Source organism: Paenibacillus haidiansis (assembly GCF_036553665.1).
In the GTDB taxonomy this organism is placed as follows: domain Bacteria; phylum Bacillota; class Bacilli; order Paenibacillales; family Paenibacillaceae; genus Fontibacillus; species Fontibacillus haidiansis.
The window spans coordinates 252747-274592 of record NZ_JAZHPZ010000005.1 but is presented as its reverse complement, the minus strand read 5'-3'; the positions used below and the strand labels follow the sequence as shown (position 1 = coordinate 274592).

The following is a 21846-nucleotide window of genomic DNA, read 5'->3' as shown; positions in this document are numbered from 1 at the left end:
TTACCACCTCATTCTTAAATTTTTTTCATAATAACATATTTTATCCAAAAATTAAGCAACTTTTCTTACTTTATTTTTCCGCAAACTCCCTGGCCCTGAACGGTCATGATGAGAGCGGTCCAGAATGGGCTTCTCTATGAAAAAATAGGACAACGAAGCGATTCCATAGGAGACGACGATGACACCGGCCGACAGCAGGGCCCAGCGGTCCATCCGGACGACGCCGCCGACCTGAAAGTCCTTGAGCCAGTACAAATTGGCCAGCTTCATAATCATATGGTGCCAGATATAGAGCCCGAAGGACACTTTGGCCGTATACCGGAAGAACGGATTATCCACGAGCCCGCCGACCCAGCGGGATAAGGGGGCCGCCATCAGGAAGAGGCCGATCAGCACGGTGAAAAACGGAAAGAAGAACGGCTGGTTCTGCAAGCTCCAGCCGAATTCCGGCTCATGGCGCATCGCCCACAGGAACACGGCGGCGGCGAGCAGGCTGCCCGCGGCGAGCAGGTCGAACAGCCCGGCGGCGCGCAGTTTCTTGGCCGCGCGTTCGCTCTTTTGCAGGCGGCAGACGAGCCCGGACGCCAGAATGCCGATCGCGAAGTGTCCGAAGAAACCGACGGGGTTATAGTTCGGGATCCAGAACTTCGCGCCGCCGATGAGGCCATACTGCCAGCCGCGCAGCTCTTCGTCCGGCGTGAAGGCGGCATGCACCGCTTGGTTGGCCGCGATAATGACAACCAGCACGCCTGCCCAGTAGAGCATGGCCGCGGGAAATGAACGCTTGTTGCGGAACAATCGGAATAAGCCGTACATGAACAGAGGCATGAGAAGATAGCTGAACACTTCGAAGCTGATCGACCAGAGCGGGCCGTCAATCTCCGAGGGGAAGAACGTGATGTAGTGAAAGCCCGAGGTGAAGGTAAGGCCCGCCAGGGAGCGGAGCCAGAAATGCTCCGCATCGATATTCAGGGCAAGCACGAGGATCATGGCGACCACGAACGCGACGTAATAGCCCGGCATAATTCTGGCCGCCCGGCGCAGCGCATACTGCTTGATGCTCGGAAATTCGCCGCCGTGCATGTACTGTTTCCAAAATGGATATGACAGCAAGTAGCCGCTTAGTACAAAAAATATGCTCACGCCCACGTTGCCGAGCAGTAAAAACGATTGCAGCTCTTGCACCGCAGCCGTTTGCCGCGGCACCTGTATCGTCTGTGAAAGGTGATGAAACATGACCACCAGACACGCCAAAGCGCGGAGCCCGTCAGCGCCGATCAACCGGTTCGTTGACGACGACCGTTCCTCTTTAAATTGACTCATACGACAATCCTCCTATTTATTTCCTCTCCATTTTCCCCTATCCTATCTCACAGTTTGTCTTTGCGGCTAGCGTAACTTCTTCTGATCGGCAGTGTAATTTTTTATTTCTGAGCCGAAAATTAAGAATTAACTGGATAACCTACAGTTAATTTGTCCGATTTCGGCGTGTGGGGGTAATTAAATGGAAAACCTGCAGCTAATTTAGATTAGATGCATGGATTTCCTCGTTGGGCAGTGAATTAACTGGAGGTTTTCCAGTTAATTTCTTGGTATAGCCGGATTCGAGAAAAATAACTGGAGGTTTTCCAGTTATTTTTGAGTACCCCGAGCCCCCTACATTTACTGGTGTCCAAAACCGGTATAGCCATTAGCAGTAATCTGGCATATACTTGTCCTAGAAGAGACGAAGAACGTCCCGTTTCACTCCTGAGGAGTGCGGCGGGGCGTTTTTATTATCATTTGCTGCGGAAAGGATGAGTTGGATGGATTTTGAGGAAGCGCATGCTTTATGGCTGGAGCGACACTTGACGGAAAGAACCGGGGAGCGCCGCGGACGGTTGGAGCGGGGCCACCTTCATGCGGAAAAGCTGTTCCTGCGCAATGTTTGGTGGCCGCTGCGGGGCCATTTGGAGCACCTTCATCCGGAGTATGAGATCACGGACTGGCGCGGGCGATCGTACTTTGCGGATTTCGCATGGTTGCCGGGGTATGTAACACTAATTATCGAGATTAAGGGGTACGCTTCGCACGTGAGGGACATGGATCGGCTCAAATACAGCAATGAGCTAAACCGTGAAACCTTTCTGTATGCGATGGGCGGCAATGTAATCTCTTTTGCTTATGATGATGTGGAGCAGCACCCGGAGGTCTGCATCACCTTACTGCGGATGGCGCTGAGCCGGTATCAGCCTGAGCGGATCCCGTCCGCCCGGGCCGTGTTTGCCGAGAAGGAACTCATCCGCTATGCGATTCGGGTGGGCGGGCAATTGCGTCCCAAGGATGTGGAGATCCATTTCGGAATCGACCACAGAACGGCCGTCCTCATGCTGCGCAAGCTATGTGACAAGGGCTGGCTGCTCCCCGCCAAGCGCGGAACGGGACAGAGAATTGTCCGGTATGAGCTGGCCCACGGGGTGTTAGATTACTTTAACTAGCTTGTTACTTCGACCTTCGGTGCTTGGGAGGGGACTTGGGGAGTTCAACGAGCCTTGGGGGGGCAACGGTTTGGTGGATTCAACGACTTTGGTGGATTCAATGAACCTCTGCGGGTCCAACGAACTTCCGGGCTCAATGAACTTTTAAACGAACTTTGGACGCAACGAACTGGGTAGACTCCAGCAAATCTTAGACACTTCAAATCATGGACACCTCAGTGCCTTAGCAACTTCAACGAACCTTGAGTAACTTGAATGGACTTGGCATTTTAAGGAACCGTGGGAATTTCATCAAACCTGACAATTTCAGCGTCCTGGCAGCTTATCGAACCTTGAAACTTCAACCAAACTTAGGAACTTCAACGAACTTTAGAAACTTCAATGGACCTTGGGAACTTCAATGAACCTTAGAAACTTCAATGAACCTTGGGAACTTCAATGAACCTTGGGAACTTCAATGAACCTTGGGAACTTCAATGAACCTTGGGAACTTCAATGAACCTTGGGAACTTCAATGAACCTTGGGAACTTCAATGAACCTTAGAAACTTCAACAAGCTTAGAGACCTCAAAGAACTTTAGGACCTTCATCGAACCTGGACGGTTTGACCAACCTTAACAACTTTAGTAACTATAACGTACCTTTGCAGCTTCAACAAACCATTAGTAACTTTAACGTACCTTTGCAGCTTCAACGAACCCCTAGTAACTTTAACGTACCTTGGCAACTTCAACGAACCCCTAGTAACTTTAACGAGTCTCGATACCTCAACGAACCCTTGGTACTTTAACGAACCCGACACTTCAACGAACCCTTGGCACTGGCACTTCAACCAACCTAGATGCTCCGACTAACTGTAAAACCTACAGCTAATTTGCCTGATTTCCGCGCTCGAGGTCAATTAGATGGAAAACCTACAGTTAATTTTGCCGAATTGCGGAGTTTGGTCTGTAAGGCGGCGAAATAACTGGAAAACCTCCAGTTATTTCGCCGCCTATCCCGTTCATCCGGGAATTAACTGTAGGAATTCCAGTTAAATAAGCACGGCGGGCGGTCCGGGGAAGTCCGGGTGCTGCCCGGGCACTTCCCGCGCTACAACAAGAATATGGCGACGACCGTGGTCACGCCGAGGCCGATCAGCACCGGCTTCAGGTTGCGCCGCGCCAGCTCGAACGGGCTGACGCCGCAGATCGCCGCGGCGGGGATCAGCGCCCACGGGATGAGCGTGCCGCCGCCGACCCAAATGGCGGCGATCTGCCCGAGCGCCGTCAGCGTCGCGGCGCCGGAATGCGTCGCGACCGCGAACAGCTGGGCGATCGACCCGGCGAGGGAGATGCCGGAGAAGCCGGACCCGTCGAGGCCGGTGATCACCCCGGTCACGGCTGCCGTCACCGCCCCGACGGCGCCGTTCAGCGGGACGCTGCCCGCCAGCGCGACCCCGAGGTCGTTGACGATCCCGTGCGACGCTTCCGGGAGCACCTTCCCGAACAGGTCCGTAAAGCCCGCGTCGCCGAGATAGAAAAAGGCGGCGATAGGAATGACCGGACCGAACACCTTGAACCCGAAGACGAACCCGTCAATCAAATAGGACGTTACCTTCTCTAGCCCCTGATTGCGGTGCGCAAGCAGTGTCACCGCAATCAGAATAAGCACGGCGGTTCCGCCCACAAGCGCCGTGGCATCCCCGCCTTGCAAGTTCAGCCAGAACATCGCCGCTACATCGGCCAGAAACAGAATCGGGATGAGAATGGCCAGCGCTTTTTGCGTACCGGGAGCAAGCACCGCGCGCTCCTCCCCCACGCCGTCGGCCGTTAGCGCACCGGCGCCGTGCTTATCCGCAACCAGCCCGTCTCGCCACGTTCCCCGCTTCATGTCCCTGCGCATCATCCAATACGCCAGAACCGTGGTGACGAGCCCCATGACCACCACTAAAGGCACGCTGGCGGCCATAACCTCGCTGACCGGCAGCCCGGCCGCATCCGCCGTCAATTTCGGCGCGCCTTGAATAATGTAATCCCCCGAGAGCGCAATACCGTGGCCGAACAGATTCATCGCCATAGCCGCCCCGAGCGCCGGCAGTCCCACACGGAGCGCCACCGGCAGGAGCACGGCACCGATCAACGCTACCGCGGGTGACGGCCAGAAAAAGAACGAGGTCACCATCATAATCAATCCGATGCCCCAAAAAGCAACCGCCGGAGTGCGAATAAAACGGGTAAGCGGCGCAATCATGGTCTCATTTATGCCCGTGATCATCAGCACCCGGCTCATCGCGACGATGATCGAAATAATCATGATCGTCCCCATCAATTCCTTGGTCGCATATATAAACGAATTGAACACGCCGGAAACCGACCCGCCGAGCGTTCCGGTCGCCAACAGACCCAGCAGAAAGATGCCCGCCACACAGATCATCGTCGTATCGCGCCGCTTGATCAGCAGCGCCAGGATGAACACGATGAACACCAAGTAAACATAATGGATCGCCGCGAGCTGAATCCCCATTGCCCAATCACGCCCTTCCCCGCTTCCGATAGTGCTATATGCTATGCGATGATCTGGGCAGGGGTTCGACGGGAAATTGGGTCGGGAGATTATTTAAAATTCTTATTTTATAAATTAAAAAATAATTAATTACAAATATTTAGCAATCCATTATGATAGAAATGAAATTTTACATAAACAATTTACTCACAAGAAACCTCGCATTATATTTCAAGGAGGAGAAATATTGAACAACAAACTTTTATTCAAAGTGATGACCACGGCCGCACTGCTCGGTGCGTGCGCGCTTCCGGCTTCGGCGGCCGTTACGCTGACCGACATTAACGGTTCTTACGCGGAAGACGCCATCAATGAACTGGTGGAGAAAGGCATCATTAACGGAAAGGGCGACGGTACCTTCGACCCGACGGGTAAAATTCAACGCCAGGATTTTGCGATCCTTATGTCCAAAGCCCTTCAGTTGGACATCGGCAGCGCTCCGGCAACCGCTACATTCAGCGACGTTCCGGCCACGCACTACGCATACGCCGCAGTAGAAGCGGCCGTGCAGGCCGGCATCATCAAAGGGCAAGGGGACGGCACCTTCGGGCTCGGTCAGAACTTGTCCCGCCAGGACATGGCCTTGATTTTTGTGCGCGCCCTTGGCGTGGATGCCGCCGGCAAAGGGGCCGACCTGAAATTTACCGACGCCATGCAAATTGCCTCGTATGCCAAGGATGCGGTAGCGGCAGCCGTCGAGCTGGGGTTGGTCCACGGCAACACCGACGGAACATTCAATCCGACCGGAGGCGCAGAGCGACAAGCAGTTGCGGCCGTAGCCTCCCAATTCCTCAAGAAAGCCGAAGAATTAAAAAACCAAGCCTCCGCTCCGTCCGAAGGCGGGGATAACAACACATCCGGGACAACCGAGCCGCAAACTCCGGATACCCCAACAGTTAATAATCCTGCGAATACCAGCGGTTCCGGCAGCTCCAGCGGCGGCAAAAGCGGCAGCGGCAGTAGCAACAATGGCGGGGGAACGACCAATCCGGGCACGGACCCTGTCAACACGGAGCTTGCCTATCCGACATTTGCTTTTTCCGATTCCCGAACGATCGCCATCACTTATAATGAAACCCTTGATACGCGGTATGTGCCCACGGCAGAAGATATTCGGGTATACGGTAAAGACGGCAGTATGTCTTACCCGCTAACGATCAAAGGAATCGCCATTGCCGAGAAATCCGTGGTTGTCACCTTGGCAAATAAGCTGGATCTGGATAAATCGGTGGAAGTTACCTATTCCTCAGGGCGGCAGGAGCAGCACGCGATCCGCGGCATTTCCGGCAAGAGATCGCCGGCCATTACCTCCGAAACGGTAACCTACCGGACCGATGATCCGGCCGCGCTGTTGGACAAGCTTATACAGGAGGCGCAAGAAATTCTCGACACTGCTCAAGAAGGAAATACGACCGGGAAGTACCCGGCTTTTGCTATTCAGAGCCTGGCCCTTAGCATCCAAAGCGCCGAGTACGCTAAAAATTATCCCGGAGTGACGGCGGACATGCTCAAATCCGCCATTAACTGGCTGGAGCAGGCTCTCACGCAGTTCGAGAACGCCCAGGTGAAACCGCTGAACGCTTCGCTTGTTCCGTCGGCATCCTTCGTGCTGAACAACGACAGAGAGGAAGCCGTTTTGATCGGGGACGACAACTTTATCTCCGAAACGGACAGCTATGACGTGCGAAATATTAATAATTTAATTCAAATCCGGCGGGGAGATGAACAGCTCTCCACAAATATTGTTTATACTCGCGAATCCGAGAATTCCGATTTTAAAATCATTATCGATGATTCGAATGTAGGGAGCATCCAAATGGGATCAACCGACAGCGATATCGAGTTGTATAAATCCGATGGGGGAATTAACCTGACCTTCCCGGCAGGCCGAATTGATGAGGGTGCATCTCTCCTGTTCAACATTTACGAAAACGGAAATCCCGAACCGGTGCAGCGGTTGACGCTTCCAATCACGTTGGATGAGACGCCGCCGACCGTCACCGAAAGCACGTATAGCGATGGCGTAATTACGCTGGTTGCGAACGAACTGTTATACAGCGAGGAAATGGACGTAGAGCTTCGCTTTGTTATGGAGGACTCCGTTACCGGGGACAGTATAGAATTATCGCATGATGAAAATGATTTCGATTCCTTCTTTCAAATAGGAGAACACGAATTTGTGATCACCCTGACCGATCAAGGCATCGCCAAAATTTCGGATCTGGGTGCGGGCCGGTTTGAAATCCGGATTAGCGGTCTGACCGATTTTGCGAGAAATGAACTGAATTCGGGCGAGGTCATTACGATCCCGGTTTCTGTCCGATAGGAATCAAAATATTATGAAGAACGGTCAAACTTCTTTGACCGTTCTTTTTCATTTTAACGGCCCGTTAGCGGAAATAAAGCGCCGAAGCCTCGCTACCCCTTCCCTGATCTCCTCCTCGTTCAGTCTGCCGTATCCCAGCACCATTTTGCCCGAATAGCGGCCTTTAAGAAGAGCATAATCCTCGAACGAATTCACCCGCACGCCGAACGATTCGGCGTCGGCCCAATTCAACCCGCGGGGGGCCACAGCCGAAAAATCGGCCTGGATATGCATCCCGGCTTCATCTCCGGAAACGGTAAGGTCTTTCCCGAAGATTCGCCCCAGTTCCTCCGTTAGGCATAAGCGCCTTTTCTTATAAACTCTTCTCATACTTTGAGCGTGACGGTCAAAGCAGCCGTCCTCGATAAACCGGGCCAACGCCCGCTGGGGAATGACTTGCGTGAATAGATTAAGCTCCATTTTGGCATTCAGCAGTAAACCGAGCATCTCGGGCGGTGCCACCAGGTATCCCAGCCGCATCGCGGGAAACAGCGTTTTGCTGAATGTGCTCGTATAAATGACGCGGGAAGGGGATAACGTCTGCAAAGGAGGAATCGGTATCCCTCTATGGCGAAACTCGCTGTCGTAATCATCCTCCACAAGGATATGGCCCGCCTGTTCGGCCAACCGTACCGCTTGCCTTCGCCTCTGTATCGACAAGACACTCCCGGTCGGATACTGGTGCGATGGAGTCAGTACAAGCAAACCCGGCGGATCGTTCGGTCCGATTTGCCCGATATCGGCTCCTTGTCCGTCCACGCCGACCGGGTGAAGCGCATAGCCAAGACGCCGCAAAACTCCCGGGATGAAATCAATCGTCGGATCTTCGACATAGGCCGTGCGGAACCGGTCCGAGCAGGCCGACGCGATCAGCAGCAAGCCTTCCGACGTACCGGAAACGATGACGATTTGCTCCGGGTTGGCCCGGATGCCTTTGGCGCGAAACAAATAGTCCGCCAGGACACGTCTAAGGCTCGCGTCGCCGCGGGGGTCTCCGTAATCGAACCCTTGTTCATCCATGGTGTTCACCGCTTCGCGCAAATATCTCCCCCATGTTTTCCGCGGAAATAAACGCAAATCGGGGGTGCCCCCGGTAAAATCAATCATCCCCTCTTCCGTCCGGAATCCGCTGCCATTAAAAGCCGCTTCCCAAGTTAAATGATGGAACGTCCACTCCTCTCCTAAACTCGTCCGCTCTCCGACTCCCGACGCGACGAACGTTCCCGAGCCGATCCGGGTTTCCAAATAACCTTCGGCCGCCAGCTGCTCGTAAACTTCGACGATGATATTCCTTGCGATATTCAGTTCCTGCGCCGCAATCCGCGTCGGGGGCATGCGCATGCCGGCCGCCAGCTCCCCGCTTTCCACTTTGGCGCGCAAATGGGCGCACAGCTGCCTCATCGCCGAACCTTCCGACGGGTTCATTTTAAATCCGAACACAGGCGTTCTCCTCCAAATTGGTTCCTGAAATCTATCAGAAATCGGACCTATATTAATCCAATTTCCACCATTATACTGAATGTAAATACTTGGAGAAAGGGAGTTGTTACAATATGATCCAAAGAAAACTTGGAAAAACCGGGATCGAAATCCCGGCCCTTGGGGTCGGATGCTGGGCGATCGGCGGCCCTTGGCATGACGCGCAAAGCGGTAACCCATACGGGTGGGGAGAAGTGGACGATGCCGAATCCGTCCGCGCACTTCAGTACGCGATCGATCAAGGGGTACAGCTCATCGATACGGCGGACAACTACGGCGCCGGGCATAGTGAAAGAATCGTCGGCAAGGCCATCCTGGGCAAGCGGGATAAGGTCGTGGTCGCCACCAAATTCGGGAATGTCACTAATGAAGCGACAAAAGAGGCGACGGGATCCAATGCGGCCGGATCCTATATCAGACAAGCGTGCGAAGCTTCTTTGAAACGGCTGGACACCGACTATATCGATCTGTATCAGTTTCACCTCAACGATTACCCCGCCGAGCTGGCTCCCGAGGTGGCCGGGGTGCTCGAAGATCTGGTGGCGGAAGGCAAGATACGCAGCTACGGGTGGTCTACGGATTTTGCGGACCGTGCCGAAATTTTTGCGTCATATCCGCACTGCGCAGCGATTCAGCATGAGTTGAATCTGTTTCATGACAATTCCGAGGTATTGGAGATCTGCGAGGCCCATCAATTGACGAGTATCAATCGGGGGCCGCTTGCCATGGGGCTTTTGACGGGAAAATACTCCGCCGGAACCGCCATCTCCGATCCGAAGGACATCCGGGGAAAGAACACCCCCGATTGGTTGGCCTATTTCCGGGAAGGAGTTCCTTCTCCGGTCTTAGTAGATAAACTTGAAGCGATTAAGGAGATTCTTACCTCCCAAGGAAGAACGCTTGCCCAGGGAGCCCTGGCCTGGTTGTGGGCAAGAAGCGGAAACACAGTTCCGATTCCGGGGTTCCGCTCGATGCGGCAAATTACGGAGAATGTAAGGGCACTGGACTACGGCCCGCTTACGGCGGAACAAATGCGGCAAATCGACGATATCCTCAAATAAAAATGCCGGGAAACAGTTTTGAAAAGTAACGTTTTTTGTTACAATGATTGAAAATCATTGTATGCAAAGGGGATCGTTATGGAATACATCAGCACTAGGGGGAAAGTGGCGGGCATCGGCTTTATCGACGCGGTCCTGATGGGCTTGGCCGACGACGGCGGTTTGCTCGTTCCGAAGGTTATCCCGCAAGTATCGGAAGACACGCTGGCAAAGTGGCAAAAGCTTTCTTATCCGGAACTGGCCCTGGAAATTTTCTCGCTGTACATTGACGGGGAAATCCCGCGCGGCGAGCTTAAGAAGCTCGTGGACGACAGCTACCGGACATTCCGCGACAAGGAAGTGACGCCGCTCCGCCGGATTAAGCAAGACCTCCACGTGCTGGAGCTGTTCCACGGACCGACGTTCGCCTTTAAGGATATCGCGCTGCAATTCCTGGGGAATCTTTATTCTTATATTTCCCGCGAGAAGAAATCGATCATCCATATCCTCGGCGCCACCTCCGGCGATACGGGCGCTTCGGCGATCGAGGGCGTGCGCGGCAAGGAAGGAATCAAGATTTGTATCCTGCATCCGCACGGCAAAGTCAGCAAAGTGCAGGAGCTGCAAATGACGACGGTGAATGACGCCAACGTGCTGAATCTGTCGGTCGACGGCAATTTTGACGACTGCCAGCGGATTATCAAGGAACTATTCGCAGACGTGGCGTTTAAGCAGGAGTATCACCTGCGGGCGATCAATTCCATCAACTTCGCGCGCATTCTGGCGCAAATCGTATACTACTTCTACGCCTACTTCCGGCTGGCCGATCAAGGCGCTGTGGCCGGGGGAGTCAACTTCAGCGTTCCGACCGGGAATTTCGGGGATATCTTCGCGGGCTATTTGGCGAAGAAAATGGGCCTGCCGGTGGGCAAGCTGATTCTCGCCACTAATGAGAACAACATTCTGGAGCGCTTCGTGAACGAAGGCGTATACCAGCCGGGCGAATTCCATATGACCTACAGCCCGTCGATGGATATCCAGGTCGCCAGCAATTTCGAGCGCTACCTGTATTATCTGAACGGCGAAGACGCCGAAACGGTCGCCGCCCTGATGGACGGCTTCCGGAAGGAAGGCCGGATCGCCGTAGCCGGCGAGGAGCTGGCGCAGGTGCAGGGCGATTTTGCCTCGGCCGCCGTAGAGAACGATGACTGCCTGGCCACCATCGGGCAGGTCCACGACGACTACGGCTATCTGCTCGACCCGCACACCGCCTGCGGAGTAGCCGCCACGGCCCAATTCACCGCCAAGGGCGAAGTCACCGTCGCCTTGGCGACCGCGCACCCGGCCAAGTTTAACGAGGCGATCGAGCTGATTCAAATCGAACAGACCTTCCCGCCGCAAATCAAGGCTCTGTTCGACAAGCCGCAGCATCAGAAGCTGGTCAGCGGTTCGAACGACGCCGTGAAGGATGAACTGTTGAAATTCTTCTAAATTAATCCGGCAGCCTAAAAAAGGCCGGCTCCTGTCATGGAAATCATGATGGAGCCGGCCCTATTTGTTTGGATTTGGATGATTTTCTTTTTTTCCGGAATGCTGTAAGATAGAGTTATCAAAAACGCAAACAAATGTTCGAAAAGGAGCGTGCCTTCGTTGCAAGAGAATGTAACCCGCTGTTCTTGGGCCGGTACGGACCCGCTATATGTCGCCTATCATGACGAAGAATGGGGCAAACCGCTTTACGATGATCAAAAGCTGTTCGAATTGCTGATGCTTGAAGGAATGCAGGCTGGCTTGAGCTGGTTTACGATTCTGAAGAAGCGCGAGAATTTCCGCGAAGCCTTCGATCGCTTCGATCCGCGGGTCATTGCGGAATACGGCCCCGACAAAGTGGAGGAACTGATGCAGAACCCGGGCATTATCCGCAACCGCTTGAAAATCCAAGCCGTCATTACCAACGCGCGGGTATATCTCGGCATCGTTGAAGAAAGAGGCAGTTTTGCGGACTACCTATGGAGCTTTGTGGACGGAAAGCCGATCGATAACCACCGTGAACGCACCTCGGATGTTCCCGCGTCCACTCCGCTTTCCGACGCCATGAGCAAAGCCCTGAAGAAGAAAGGTATGAAATTCGTCGGCTCCACGATCATTTATGCGTTTATGCAATCCTCCGGCATGGTGAACGACCACACGGTCGACTGCATTTGCCGGAAAATAGGATAGAACCGCTCGACAAGCAAAAGAGGCTGCCCCAAGCCGCCGTCGCTTGGGACAACCTCTTAATCAAACTGCCAGGCGCTCAGACTCAGGCTGCCCCATTGATAGCTCTGGTGCAGCAGCCGCGCCTTGCGGTCGGCATCGCCGCTGCCCATGGCAATCAGCAGCGGCACAAGATGCTCGCTCGTCGGCACCGCCTGACCTGCATGCGGAGCCAGCTCGCTGTAACGGAACAGCTCGGCCGTGTTCCAGCCTTCCAAAGTCCGGCGAATCCATCCGTCAAACTCTACGGCCCAGGAATCCGCATGACCAAGACCCGCATTCCAATTCATCCGCCGTAAATTGTGGACGATTCCCCCGCTGCCGATAATCAGAATATCCTTTTTACGCAGCTCGCCCAGCGCCTTGCCGATCTCATATTGCTGTTCGTTGCTTAAATGCCGGTTCACCGACAGGGCGACTACGGGAATGTCCGCCCCGGGAAAGGCCAGCTTCAGCACGGCCCAAGCGCCGTGATCAAGCCCCCGCCCGGTATCCGGACGATTCGGAATGCCCGCACCGTCCAGCATGGCGGATACCTGCCGGCTTAAAGCGGCGTCGCCGGGCGCCGGATAGGTCATCCGGTACATTTCATCCGGGAAGCCGTAGAAATCGTAAATCGTCTCGTAAGTTTCCACGGAGCTCACCTGTTGCACCGCACTTTCCCAATGGGCCGAGAAAATCACGATCCCCTTCGGCTTTACCGGCAGCGACGAGGCAAATTGCCGCAAAAACCGCGAATAATCATGATCTTCGATCACCAGCGACGGCGCTCCGTGCGCCAGAAAATAAGCGGGCATCATCGCTTAGGCGCTCCCTTTTCACGGAACAAACGATCCAGCGACCAACTCTCCGGATTGGCCAAGACCAAAAATACCGCGATCGCAAGAAGCGCGAGATCAAGCTCGTACCCGCCGTTGCCCAAGAGACCGACAGACAGTTTTGCCGTGAAGATCGCCCCCAGCATCACGACCGCCAATACAGCCGAGACATACCGCGTAAACAAGCCTATAATGAGCAGCAGACCGCCAAGCAATTCGATCGGACCGACCAAATAGGCGGCAAACCCGGGAACATGAATGCTTTCAAACCAACCGGCCACATTTCCCAGCCCCATTCTGAGTTTGTCGATCCCGTGCGCCAGAAAAATAATGCCCAGCACCACCCGCAAAATCGTTGACGCCAATTTTATATTCATAATGAAAAGCTTCTCCTTTCAAATATAAGTAATATAAATTTTTTATTTATGCAAACTAAGTTACAAGAGATGCACTGGATTGTCAATAAAAATATTGATATTATGAAAATATATTTTATATTACTAATATATGTATTCAAGCCGGTTAGGGAGGATTTACCTATGGATATTGGCTCAACCGTACGCGCGATCCGTAAACGTAAAAATATCACCATCGCTCAAATTTGTGAAAAAACGGGGCTATCCCAAGGTTTTATGAGTCAGGTGGAAACCAACAAAACCTCGCCTTCCATCGCCACGCTGGAAAGTATCGCACAGGCCCTGGAAGTCCCCTTGGCGTATTTGCTGCTGAAGAAGGAAGACCGGATGCGCATCGTCCGCAAGCAGGAGCGCCGCGAAACGTCCAGCGGACCGGAACGGCTGAAAGTGTCCCATTTGGGAGAATCACAGCATATGCGGATGATGATCGTCGAGTTTCCGCCCGGGTCATCGACCGGCGAGCTTCCGCACGCCCACGAAGGCGAAGAAATTCACCTGGTGCTTCAGGGCAAAATCTATGCCGAACAGGGGGAGGACAGCTCGGTTTTTGAAGAAGGCGATTCATTCATCTGGAACGCGTGCACCCCGCATAAAGTCAGAAACATCGGCGACGGGATCGCGAAGATATTGATCTCCATCTATCATGAGGAACCACGGGACTGGAACCTGATTTAACCGGATAAATGAAGAGCCCGGCCAGCTTTCGCTTGCCGGGCCGCCCCCTTTGAGGCGAACGCCGCCTTTATTTAAACTTGTCCGGAAACTGCGCAATAAGTCCCCGTGTCAGAGCGTCGGCCAGCAAAGTAATGTGGTCTCTTCCCTGGTCGAAGGCCCGGATATTGCCCTCCCAATCTTTTTTTATTCTGGTTACGGCATCGTCCGTCACCAATTGGAGATGACGATAGTACAGAGGCTGCAGTTCTTTAACCGTCCAATAAGGGTTTAACTTGTTGAAATATTTCACAATCTCGTCCGCATTGCGGAACCATATTTTGTTTAGCTTATCTACTTCTTTTTGATTCCCGGCTTTCGCCGCGTCCACGATTTTCCCGGCAATGATTATGTGCTCGGTCAGCAGTTTCGCCAAATGATTCCCGGCTGCTTCCCCATAATAGGGCTTAACGGCGTTGCCAATGTCCTGCTGATTTCTCAGCAGTCTTGCCAACACCTGGCCCTGATCCTGCAGGCCGTCCACCGCACTGACAATATAGCCGTGCGTCCATAACACATGTTCTATCCAGAGCTTTCTCATCTCGTTGGAGAGTTGAAGCGCCGCCGGACTTATACAGGCACCTTCTTTGGCGGACGGCTTTCCCTTTTCTTCGGCTTGGGCATTCCCCGGTACCGCAACCCCGACAAGAAGCAGACACACCAGCATAAATTTCAAAAACTTCGTCATCATCAAGCGACCACCCTTTGGGTTAAATTTTAACGTCTATATTTTGGACAATCCTCTATATACTTCATTCATGGCCGGCCTTATTTTCCGTACCCCAGCGGAGCGGAGCGAAGCAGCGCGGCCGGCAACAACGCACGATCCTATCATCGCTGACGAAGCAGCAGCAAAGCGTGGGGGCGGGCGGCAAGGCCATCAAAATCTCTACGGCAAAGGCATCAAAAGATCCCGAGGCAGACGGAAAATCGGACGTTAGACGCGGATTTGGATAGGCGTTGAAAAATAACCCCGCCGGAAGCGGCATCCGGCGAGGTTATTTGCGTTTGACAGTTACGAATGGATGGGAGTTATTCGCTCCGGTTCGAAAGCTGCTGCTGGGCCAGCCGGATCATCTCGCGGACCATCGATCCGCCGATTTTCCCGCCGATCTGTCCGGCCGATTCCGTGGTCAAATTACCGTTGCCGCCCGGCTTAAGCGGGACACCGAGCTCTTTGGCCACCTCATATTTCACATCGTCCGGGTGATTCGGGTCGACGTCGTATCCTTCGCGCTTCATCACTTCGGCTTTAAAGGACTGCATGCCGCGCTCCACACCCGGAACCGCATATTTTCTGTTCCTTCTGGACATTTCGCTTCACTCCCTCGGCCTTTGTTGTATGTAACATGCCCGTCGAGAATGTCATTTATCCTATTGGGAACCGTCCTTATATTGCCTCATCACCGGCCGTAGTCCAAAAATTGGCACACAACTATCCCTATCGGCTTTCGTCCAATGGAGTGTATAAACTTACAGCAAGGTGTGATAACAACATGAATAAACTTACATCCAAAGGCGCGATTCTCTCCCTGTTAAGCGCCTCCCTGCTCTATTCCGCTCCGGCCTATGCCGATTCCGCTTCGGCCGCATCTCAGGCCGTATCGGCTTTGCATCCGGTGTCCATCTATTTGGACGGACAGCGGATGCAGCCGGAGACCGAGCCCGTGATCGTGAACGGGACGGTGCTCGTTCCGATGCGCGGGCTGTTTGAAGCGCAGGGCGCCGATCTGTCCTGGGATGCCGACAGCAAGACGGCCAAGGCAACCAAGGGCGCCACAACGCTGACCTATCGCATCGGCGCACTAACCGCCGAGTTAAACGGCCAAACCATGGACCTGACCGAACCCGGCCAAATTAGAGACGGATATTCCTTGGTACCGCTGCGTTTTATCAGTGAAGCGCTGGGAAGCACGGTGAAGTGGGACGCCACTAATCGCATGGTTCAAATTACAACAAGTATCGACTATGAAACGGCCGTTCTTTGGGGAGTCAATTTGCGCAGCGAGCCCGACGCCGAAAGTGAAACCGCCGGAGACATGCTGCCGGCAGGCGGCAAAGTCCATGTCATCCGCGAAGCCGGGCCTTTCTGGCTGGAGGTCCGTACCGCTGACAGCCGCACCGGATATATTTCGGCCAAGCCCAAATATACCGACTATACCAGCGCTTCGCTTCGCGAACGGCAGGCGGATGAGCTGATTGCCTACGGAATGACCTATGCGGGCACGCCTTATGAATTCGGCGCCTCGCCGGATCAGACGGACACCTTCGACTGCTCCTCGTTTGTAAAACGCGTGTTCGGCGACATCCTGTCGCTCGATTTGCCGCGAGTATCCTATAACCAGGCCAAAGAGGGTGAAGAAGTCAAAATCGACGAGCTGCAAAAAGGCGACCTGCTGTTCTTCGGCGCACGTGGCCTGGATATCGGTCATGTGGCGATCTATGCGGGCGACAACCGGATTTTGCACACCTACTCGAAGACGCTCGGCGTTCATATCGAGGAATTCGACGGACAATGGAAGGACCGGTTCGTTACGGCACGCAGAGTGTTTTAAAGCAGCTATCATTGCACCCTATAACATGCTCCAGAATGTTATAGGGTATTTTTTTGATTTTGTTGTCGAATGCCTTGTGAATTGACAAGAGATATAGTATGTATGAAATGTTAATAATTAACTTTCCCCAGGATGAGGAGCGGTCTTATGAAAATAAATCAAAAGTTCTGGCTCATCACTCTCATATCGGCTGTCATGATTGGCTTAAATGCAGGTCCGGTGTTCGCCGGCAAGGTCTTGTTCCAGGATGTCTCTCCATCTTATTGGGGGTACGAAGGTATTCAGTGGGCCATCGAAAACAAAGTGGTGACGGGCTATTCCGATGACCAGTTCAGACCTGACCAAACGGTCAAACAAAGCGAATTTCTGGCTATGTTAATCAGAGCCTTCGGACCGTCCGATTTCCAACCCGATCCAACCCTCCCATGGGATAGTGCCTATGTAAATTATGCAGAAAGACTTGGATGGCATATATCGCCTTCTAACCCGCCCCTATCCAGGGGGATGGCCGCACAGCTTATTGCCAATGCAACCGGGAAAAATTACGGCATCGACGAATCCGTCCAATATCTTCTTGATATCGGCTTGGCTGGGGGGAAAACCGCAAAGACTGTAGCGGGGTATGGCAAGGAGGATACATTGTCGCGTGCGGAGGCGGTTTCTTTGATCAAGATATATAAACAGAAGTTTTCCTTACTACAACCCTGTTCTTCCGTAAAACAGCTCTATAATCGCGATGAGAATGTCATCGTTTACAGAAATAATTCTTTTCACTTTACCTTATCCCTCCCCGTAAGCTGGAAAGAAAAATATGAAGTCATGGATTCGACTCGCCGGGAAGCGCCGAATCACCATAATTTCCATTTTATTAACAAATCATCGACAAGTAGCGGCATCCTCTTCACCCTCTCCGTATGGCCTGAAGAGTCCTGGCAATCCAATAGTAATAATATGATTGAAAATATCCCCGTGATAAAAAAACTTGGCGAGCTGGAAGGCAATGTTTACTTTTTCCATCTCCCTACCGATGTTCAATACGATCCGAACGATGAAAACGACGTGCAAAATTTTAATTCTATGTTCGAGGATGTAAAGACCATTATTTCTTCCTTTGAACTATTGCCGTAAAACATAAAGAAGTGAGATGAAAAAAGCCTTAGCCCGGCTGATTGCGGGCTAAGGCTTTATCCATTTCGGTTATCTTTCAAACAATCCCGCTTGCCGGTCCTCTACCGGTATAAGGCAGCTCGTCGATGAAGCGGTAGTATCGCGGCTTCTTGTAGCTGGCCAGCATCGGATGATTGCTGCAGTATTTGTTCAGTTCTCTGGCGGTAAGAGCCGGATCGTCTTTGATGATATAGGCGACGACCGCTTCGCTCCTTAGTTCGTCGGGAACGCCTACGACAACCGATTCCTTCACCTTCGGATGCTGGTTCAGGATTTCTTCGATTTGCACCCGGTGAATATTATCGCCGGAAGAAACGATCATATCGTTCTTGCGTCCGACGATGGTCACAAATTCATTCTCGTCCCAAGTCGCCATATCTCCGATGTAGATCCAGCCTTTATAGAAGACCTTTTCGCCTTCTCCCGGATTATTGACGTAGTCAGCGTTTGTTGGAATTGAATGCAGTCTTCCCGTTCCAGCGGGGCGCCCATCGTTACGATCCCTTTCAGTTTGGACAGATCCGCCGGGCGTTTCTTTTGACTGTCGTGCAGATTTTCAGCATCGGCGGTGCACCGAAAAGCCCTAGCATATCCCTTCCGTTTCGGAACCATACTAACGGCATTATCCGAATACGGAGGCATACTATGGCGGAGAAAAAACTGAGCCTGCTTATGTTTAGCGGGGAATACGACAAGGCGATGGCGGGGCTGATTCTGGCCAATGCGGCGCGGGATATGGAGATGGATGTGACGATGTTCTTTGCCTTTTGGGGATTGATGCTGCTGCGCGACCCCGACAGGATGAACCAAGAGGACAAGACGGTTTACGAAAAAATGATGGCCTGGATGACTCCCAAAGGCCCTGAACAGCTGCCTCTTTCCAGAATGAACTTCAGCGGGCTGGGCAAGCTCATGCTGACGGAGATGATCGAAGATAACGAAGCCCCCAAGCTGATTCATTTCCTGAAAGGGGCGCGAAAGAAGAATGTGAAATTTTACGGCTGCAAGCTGTCGGTCGAGATTATGGGCTTTAAACCGGAGGAATTCATCCCGGAGCTGGAGATCGTCGATGCCCAGACCTATCTCCGCGACGCGATGGAGTCCGATGTCCAACTGTTTATATGAATCCATACGAGGGCCAGGCTTATGAAATTTGGGCTTGGCTTTTTTGTGTCATCATTGTGACATACGCCTATTTCAAATGACCGGAATAGGCGCCCTTGCGTACCCTAAACCGAATGAATCAAATGGAGGGTACGGTATGCTAAAAGCCATTATCGGAAACAGCATTTATGCTTATCACACCACGAACGAGCATTATTTCAGGCGGTTTCGGGAAAATACGATCGGATCCCGGCATACCTTCACCTCGCCGTACGGAAAAAAGACGCTGATCTACGCCGATTGGGCGGCCAGCGGACGGCTGTACGGACCGATCGAGTCCAAAATCATCGATGATTTCGGACCCTTCGCCGCCAATACACATTCGCATTCCAACGTTTCCGGCCACACGATGACTCTGGCTTATGAGGAAGCGAAGGCGATCATCAAAAAGCATGTCAATGCCGGCAAGCACGACATTCTGCTGTTCGCGGGCACCGGTATGACCGGGGCCGTGAACAAGCTGCAGCGGCTGCTCGGATTAAAAGTCCCGGACGGCCTGAAGGACCGGTTCCATCTGAGCGAAGAGCAGCGCCCGATAATATTTGTGACTCATATGGAGCATCATTCCAACCACATCTCCTGGGCCGAAACGATCGGGGAAGTCGTATGCGTGCCACCGGGACCCGATGGAGAAGTGGACCCCGGACAGCTCGAACGTCTGCTGCGTAAGTTCGGCCGCCGGAAGATCAAAATCGGCGCCTTCACCGCCTGCTCGAATGTGACGGGATTCGAAACGCCTTATCACGAGCTGGCCCGGATCATGCATCGGCATGGCGGGATGTGTTTTGTCGATTTTTCGGCGAGTGCGCCCTACGTCAACATCGATATGCATCCCGCGGATTCTCCGCAGGACCGGCTCGACGGCATTCTGTTTTCCGCGCATAAATTTCTGGGCGGCCCGGGATCAAGCGGCGTGCTCATCATGGACGAAAGACGGTGCGCCAGCCGGATTCCCGATCAACCTGGCGGAGGTACGGTGGCCTGGACCAATCCCTGGGGCGAGTACATTTACAACAAGGATGCCGAGTCGCGGGAGGACGGCGGTACTCCCGGCGTGATGCAGGCGATCCGGACGGCGCTTTGCATCCGGCTGAAGGAGGAGATGGGGGCCCTCTGCATGCGGGAGCGTGAGCGGGAATTGACGGCTCTCTTGCTCAAGGAGCTTGAAGCGGTCCCCGGTATCCACGTCCTGGGAGGAAACCGCCGCAACCGCCTGGGGATCGTCTCTTTCACCGCCAACTCCGTTCACTATAACCTGATGGTCAAATTGCTGAACGACCGCTTCGGGATCCAGGTCCGCGGCGGCTGCTCCTGCGCCGGCACCTACGGCCACTATCTGCTTGACATCGGCCAGGAAGACTCCCATCAGATCGCCGGGCTGGTCGCGGCCGGAGATTTCTCGCGGAAGCCCGGCTGGGTGCGCGTCTCCCTGCACCCTACGATGACCAACCGGGAAGTCGGCTATATCGCCGCTTCCGTGAAAGAGGTTATGGACCACATCGCCGAATGGAAGAAAGATTATTCCTACGATGCCGCTACCGGGGAGTGGGAACACTTGAAGGAGCAGCCGGAGGAGCGGCGGAAGGCCATCCGCGAATGGTTCACGCTCTGAGTGGCGGCCTGCCGGCCGGAAGAATGCACGCTACCTGGCCAAGGTTTTAAAATACCGGTATATTTGTTGCAGCTTTTCTTGCTGCTTCCCTTTCGGACGCTCCATATTCCCGAACTCAAAAAATTTCACGTTGCGGATGCCGACAAATTGAAACAACGCTCTGCGCATCAGCATTTTATGGGCATTGTTCAACCAGAATAGCGGGTAGTGGGCGGGGCCTTTCATGGTGGAAACGCAAACCGCCGATTTGCCCTTCAACAATCCTTCCGGCAACAGTTTGCCGTTATCCTTGTAGGCGAAGCCGGAGGCAAACATTTGGTCTATATATCCGAGCAGCATCGCCGGGGGGCGTCCCCACCAGATCGGGTAGACGAGAACGATTTTGTCCGCCCATAGGAGCTGTTCCCGGTACTTTTTTAGAGCGGGATCGGTATGCATATCCCTTCTTCGTTTGTGTTCGTGAAAGACCAGCACGGGATCAAACCATTCCGCATATAAGTCCAGGACCTGTACCTCCGAGACCGAGGAATTCTCTCCGCTGCCCTGCAACGCTTTTTGCAAAAAAGCATAATTTAAGCTTTGATGATTGGGATGACAGTAAATTACCAGCAGGTTCATTCTCGCCACCTCTTTACTTATCATTTGATAAGCAAACTATAGCCGATTGAAATTTTGTTGTCAAATGATAATTGTTATTTGATAATGATTTTGCTATTGTGGGGATGAGGTGGTACGGTGAACAAGCATTCGCTTTTTGAGCAATTTATCGCCTTTACGGCGTCGGTGCATCAGGTCAAACACGAGATGACCAAGGGCATCAAGCCGGAGGAGATTACGCCGGTGCAGTACGGCATTCTGGAATACATTGCGGTGAGTCAGCCCGTGACGCTTAGCCAAATCAGCGATTGCCAGCATATGTCGATGCCGAATACGAGCCGGGAAATCCGCAAACTGCGGGAGAAGGGACTTTGCGAAAAGTATATGGCCGAGGAAGACCGGCGTATGCAATATATCCGCCTTTCTCGGGAAGGGCAAACGATGATGGATGAAGCCTTCGGGCGGATTGAATCGCGATTCCTTGAGCGGGTAAAAGGCTTTTCCGAGGCGGAGCTTGAGGAGATCAACGCCGCGCTGAATCTGTTGCAGCATAAAGTATTCTGAAATCCGCTATGAAAAAAGGCGATTTCTCGTCAATGAAACTCCGTTTGACGGGAAATCGCCTCTTTGCTTCGATTTAGGCAA

At 53.2% G+C, this 21846-nt stretch carries 20 protein-coding genes; 11 read left to right on the top strand and 9 right to left on the bottom strand.

Annotated elements, in window-relative coordinates; genetic code table 11:
- Positions 1 to 51: 51 nt before the first annotated feature.
- Positions 52 to 1323 (bottom strand): acyltransferase family protein, encoded by a 1272-nt coding sequence (locus tag V3851_RS12830; protein WP_331846931.1) that lies wholly within the window; start codon positions 1321 to 1323, stop codon positions 52 to 54.
- A gap of 482 nt (positions 1324 to 1805) precedes the next feature.
- On the opposite strand from V3851_RS12830, the gene V3851_RS12825 reads away from it, so the two are divergent.
- The gene (locus V3851_RS12825; RefSeq protein WP_331846930.1) at positions 1806 to 2477 is read left to right on the top strand and encodes a hypothetical protein; all 672 of its coding nucleotides are present in this window, start codon (positions 1806 to 1808) and stop codon (positions 2475 to 2477) included.
- 1092 nt (positions 2478 to 3569) lie between these two features.
- On the opposite strand, the gene V3851_RS12820 is transcribed toward V3851_RS12825, so the two are convergent.
- Positions 3570 to 4982 (bottom strand): hypothetical protein, encoded by a 1413-nt coding sequence (locus V3851_RS12820; RefSeq protein WP_331846929.1) that lies wholly within the window; start codon positions 4980 to 4982, stop codon positions 3570 to 3572.
- Positions 4983 to 5208: 226 nt separating this feature from the next.
- On the opposite strand from V3851_RS12820, the gene V3851_RS12815 reads away from it, so the two are divergent.
- Positions 5209 to 7347, top strand: a complete 2139-nt coding sequence (locus V3851_RS12815) for an S-layer homology domain-containing protein (protein ID WP_331846928.1) — start codon at positions 5209 to 5211, stop codon at positions 7345 to 7347.
- 48 nt (positions 7348 to 7395) lie between these two features.
- Here the strand turns inward: V3851_RS12815 and pdxR are convergent, their stop codons facing one another.
- Positions 7396 to 8826 carry a MocR-like pyridoxine biosynthesis transcription factor PdxR gene (gene pdxR / locus V3851_RS12810; RefSeq protein ID WP_331846927.1) on the bottom strand — a complete coding sequence of 477 codons (1431 nt, stop codon included), beginning with the start codon at positions 8824 to 8826 and terminating at the stop codon, positions 7396 to 7398.
- A gap of 113 nt (positions 8827 to 8939) precedes the next feature.
- Between pdxR and V3851_RS12805 the strand changes: the two genes are divergently transcribed.
- The 3 genes from V3851_RS12805 to V3851_RS12795 all read left to right on the top strand — a co-directional run bounded on the left by V3851_RS12805 (position 8940) and on the right by V3851_RS12795 (position 12125).
- The gene (locus V3851_RS12805; RefSeq protein ID WP_331846926.1) at positions 8940 to 9926 is read left to right on the top strand and encodes an aldo/keto reductase; all 987 of its coding nucleotides are present in this window, start codon (positions 8940 to 8942) and stop codon (positions 9924 to 9926) included.
- 78 nt (positions 9927 to 10004) lie between these two features.
- Positions 10005 to 11396: a threonine synthase gene (thrC, locus tag V3851_RS12800; RefSeq protein ID WP_331846925.1), complete on the top strand. Its 1392-nt coding sequence runs from the start codon at positions 10005 to 10007 to the stop codon at positions 11394 to 11396.
- Positions 11397 to 11555: 159 nt separating this feature from the next.
- Positions 11556 to 12125 carry a DNA-3-methyladenine glycosylase I gene (locus V3851_RS12795; RefSeq protein WP_331846924.1) on the top strand — a complete coding sequence of 190 codons (570 nt, stop codon included), beginning with the start codon at positions 11556 to 11558 and terminating at the stop codon, positions 12123 to 12125.
- A 56-nt stretch (positions 12126 to 12181) separates the two neighbouring features.
- On the opposite strand, the gene V3851_RS12790 is transcribed toward V3851_RS12795, so the two are convergent.
- Both V3851_RS12790 and V3851_RS12785 read right to left on the bottom strand, forming a co-directional pair.
- Positions 12182 to 12961 (bottom strand): DODA-type extradiol aromatic ring-opening family dioxygenase, encoded by a 780-nt coding sequence (locus V3851_RS12790; RefSeq protein WP_331846923.1) that lies wholly within the window; start codon positions 12959 to 12961, stop codon positions 12182 to 12184.
- Complete coding sequence (locus V3851_RS12785) at positions 12958 to 13356, bottom strand: DoxX family protein (protein ID WP_331846922.1); 399 nt, start codon at positions 13354 to 13356, stop codon at positions 12958 to 12960. The genes V3851_RS12790 and V3851_RS12785 overlap by 4 nt, the downstream gene beginning before the upstream one ends.
- A gap of 162 nt (positions 13357 to 13518) precedes the next feature.
- Here V3851_RS12785 and V3851_RS12780 point away from each other — a divergent pair, with 162 nt between their 5' ends.
- Positions 13519 to 14070 (top strand): cupin domain-containing protein, encoded by a 552-nt coding sequence (locus V3851_RS12780; RefSeq protein WP_331846921.1) that lies wholly within the window; start codon positions 13519 to 13521, stop codon positions 14068 to 14070.
- Between the two features lie 67 nt (positions 14071 to 14137).
- On the opposite strand, the gene V3851_RS12775 is transcribed toward V3851_RS12780, so the two are convergent.
- Both V3851_RS12775 and V3851_RS12770 read right to left on the bottom strand, forming a co-directional pair.
- Complete coding sequence (locus V3851_RS12775) at positions 14138 to 14797, bottom strand: glycosyltransferase (RefSeq protein ID WP_331846920.1); 660 nt, start codon at positions 14795 to 14797, stop codon at positions 14138 to 14140.
- A gap of 341 nt (positions 14798 to 15138) precedes the next feature.
- The gene (locus V3851_RS12770) at positions 15139 to 15420 is read right to left on the bottom strand and encodes an alpha/beta-type small acid-soluble spore protein (RefSeq protein WP_331846919.1); all 282 of its coding nucleotides are present in this window, start codon (positions 15418 to 15420) and stop codon (positions 15139 to 15141) included.
- A 182-nt stretch (positions 15421 to 15602) separates the two neighbouring features.
- Here V3851_RS12770 and V3851_RS12765 point away from each other — a divergent pair, with 182 nt between their 5' ends.
- Complete coding sequence (locus V3851_RS12765; protein WP_331846918.1) at positions 15603 to 16661, top strand: C40 family peptidase; 1059 nt, start codon at positions 15603 to 15605, stop codon at positions 16659 to 16661.
- 147 nt (positions 16662 to 16808) lie between these two features.
- Positions 16809 to 17789 (top strand): S-layer homology domain-containing protein, encoded by a 981-nt coding sequence (locus V3851_RS12760; protein WP_331846917.1) that lies wholly within the window; start codon positions 16809 to 16811, stop codon positions 17787 to 17789.
- A gap of 76 nt (positions 17790 to 17865) precedes the next feature.
- Here the strand turns inward: V3851_RS12760 and V3851_RS12755 are convergent, their stop codons facing one another.
- The gene (locus tag V3851_RS12755) at positions 17866 to 18204 is read right to left on the bottom strand and encodes an AMP-binding enzyme (RefSeq protein ID WP_331846916.1); all 339 of its coding nucleotides are present in this window, start codon (positions 18202 to 18204) and stop codon (positions 17866 to 17868) included.
- Between the two features lie 269 nt (positions 18205 to 18473).
- On the opposite strand from V3851_RS12755, the gene V3851_RS12750 reads away from it, so the two are divergent.
- Positions 18474 to 18953, top strand: a complete 480-nt coding sequence (locus tag V3851_RS12750) for a DsrE/DsrF/DrsH-like family protein (RefSeq protein WP_331846915.1) — start codon at positions 18474 to 18476, stop codon at positions 18951 to 18953.
- A gap of 136 nt (positions 18954 to 19089) precedes the next feature.
- A complete protein-coding gene (locus tag V3851_RS12745; protein ID WP_331846914.1) occupies positions 19090 to 20604 on the top strand; it encodes an aminotransferase class V-fold PLP-dependent enzyme in 1515 nt (504 codons plus the stop codon).
- 30 nt (positions 20605 to 20634) lie between these two features.
- On the opposite strand, the gene V3851_RS12740 is transcribed toward V3851_RS12745, so the two are convergent.
- Positions 20635 to 21222: an NAD(P)H-dependent oxidoreductase gene (locus V3851_RS12740; protein WP_331846913.1), complete on the bottom strand. Its 588-nt coding sequence runs from the start codon at positions 21220 to 21222 to the stop codon at positions 20635 to 20637.
- A 117-nt stretch (positions 21223 to 21339) separates the two neighbouring features.
- Here V3851_RS12740 and V3851_RS12735 point away from each other — a divergent pair, with 117 nt between their 5' ends.
- The gene (locus tag V3851_RS12735) at positions 21340 to 21765 is read left to right on the top strand and encodes a MarR family winged helix-turn-helix transcriptional regulator (RefSeq protein WP_331846912.1); all 426 of its coding nucleotides are present in this window, start codon (positions 21340 to 21342) and stop codon (positions 21763 to 21765) included.
- Positions 21766 to 21846: the final 81 nt, after the last annotated feature.

What these genes read in the sequence shown, in the direction of transcription:
- V3851_RS12755 (WP_331846916.1), bottom strand. Translation starts at nt 18,204, where the DNA reads ATGGCGACTTGGGACGAGAATGAATTTGTGACCATCGTCGGACGCAAG.
- V3851_RS12830 (WP_331846931.1), bottom strand. Translation starts at nt 1,323, where the DNA reads ATGAGTCAATTTAAAGAGGAACGGTCGTCGTCAACGAACCGGTTGATC.
- V3851_RS12770 (WP_331846919.1), bottom strand. Translation starts at nt 15,420, where the DNA reads ATGTCCAGAAGGAACAGAAAATATGCGGTTCCGGGTGTGGAGCGCGGC.
- V3851_RS12825 (WP_331846930.1), top strand. Translation starts at nt 1,806, where the DNA reads ATGGATTTTGAGGAAGCGCATGCTTTATGGCTGGAGCGACACTTGACG.
- V3851_RS12775 (WP_331846920.1), bottom strand. Translation starts at nt 14,797, where the DNA reads ATGATGACGAAGTTTTTGAAATTTATGCTGGTGTGTCTGCTTCTTGTC.
- V3851_RS12740 (WP_331846913.1), bottom strand. Translation starts at nt 21,222, where the DNA reads ATGAACCTGCTGGTAATTTACTGTCATCCCAATCATCAAAGCTTAAAT.
- V3851_RS12760 (WP_331846917.1), top strand. Translation starts at nt 16,809, where the DNA reads ATGAAAATAAATCAAAAGTTCTGGCTCATCACTCTCATATCGGCTGTC.
- V3851_RS12785 (WP_331846922.1), bottom strand. Translation starts at nt 13,356, where the DNA reads ATGAATATAAAATTGGCGTCAACGATTTTGCGGGTGGTGCTGGGCATT.
- V3851_RS12765 (WP_331846918.1), top strand. Translation starts at nt 15,603, where the DNA reads ATGAATAAACTTACATCCAAAGGCGCGATTCTCTCCCTGTTAAGCGCC.
- thrC (WP_331846925.1), top strand. Translation starts at nt 10,005, where the DNA reads ATGGAATACATCAGCACTAGGGGGAAAGTGGCGGGCATCGGCTTTATC.
- V3851_RS12805 (WP_331846926.1), top strand. Translation starts at nt 8,940, where the DNA reads ATGATCCAAAGAAAACTTGGAAAAACCGGGATCGAAATCCCGGCCCTT.
- V3851_RS12820 (WP_331846929.1), bottom strand. Translation starts at nt 4,982, where the DNA reads ATGGGGATTCAGCTCGCGGCGATCCATTATGTTTACTTGGTGTTCATC.
- V3851_RS12790 (WP_331846923.1), bottom strand. Translation starts at nt 12,961, where the DNA reads ATGATGCCCGCTTATTTTCTGGCGCACGGAGCGCCGTCGCTGGTGATC.
- V3851_RS12750 (WP_331846915.1), top strand. Translation starts at nt 18,474, where the DNA reads ATGGCGGAGAAAAAACTGAGCCTGCTTATGTTTAGCGGGGAATACGAC.
- V3851_RS12780 (WP_331846921.1), top strand. Translation starts at nt 13,519, where the DNA reads ATGGATATTGGCTCAACCGTACGCGCGATCCGTAAACGTAAAAATATC.
- V3851_RS12745 (WP_331846914.1), top strand. Translation starts at nt 19,090, where the DNA reads ATGCTAAAAGCCATTATCGGAAACAGCATTTATGCTTATCACACCACG.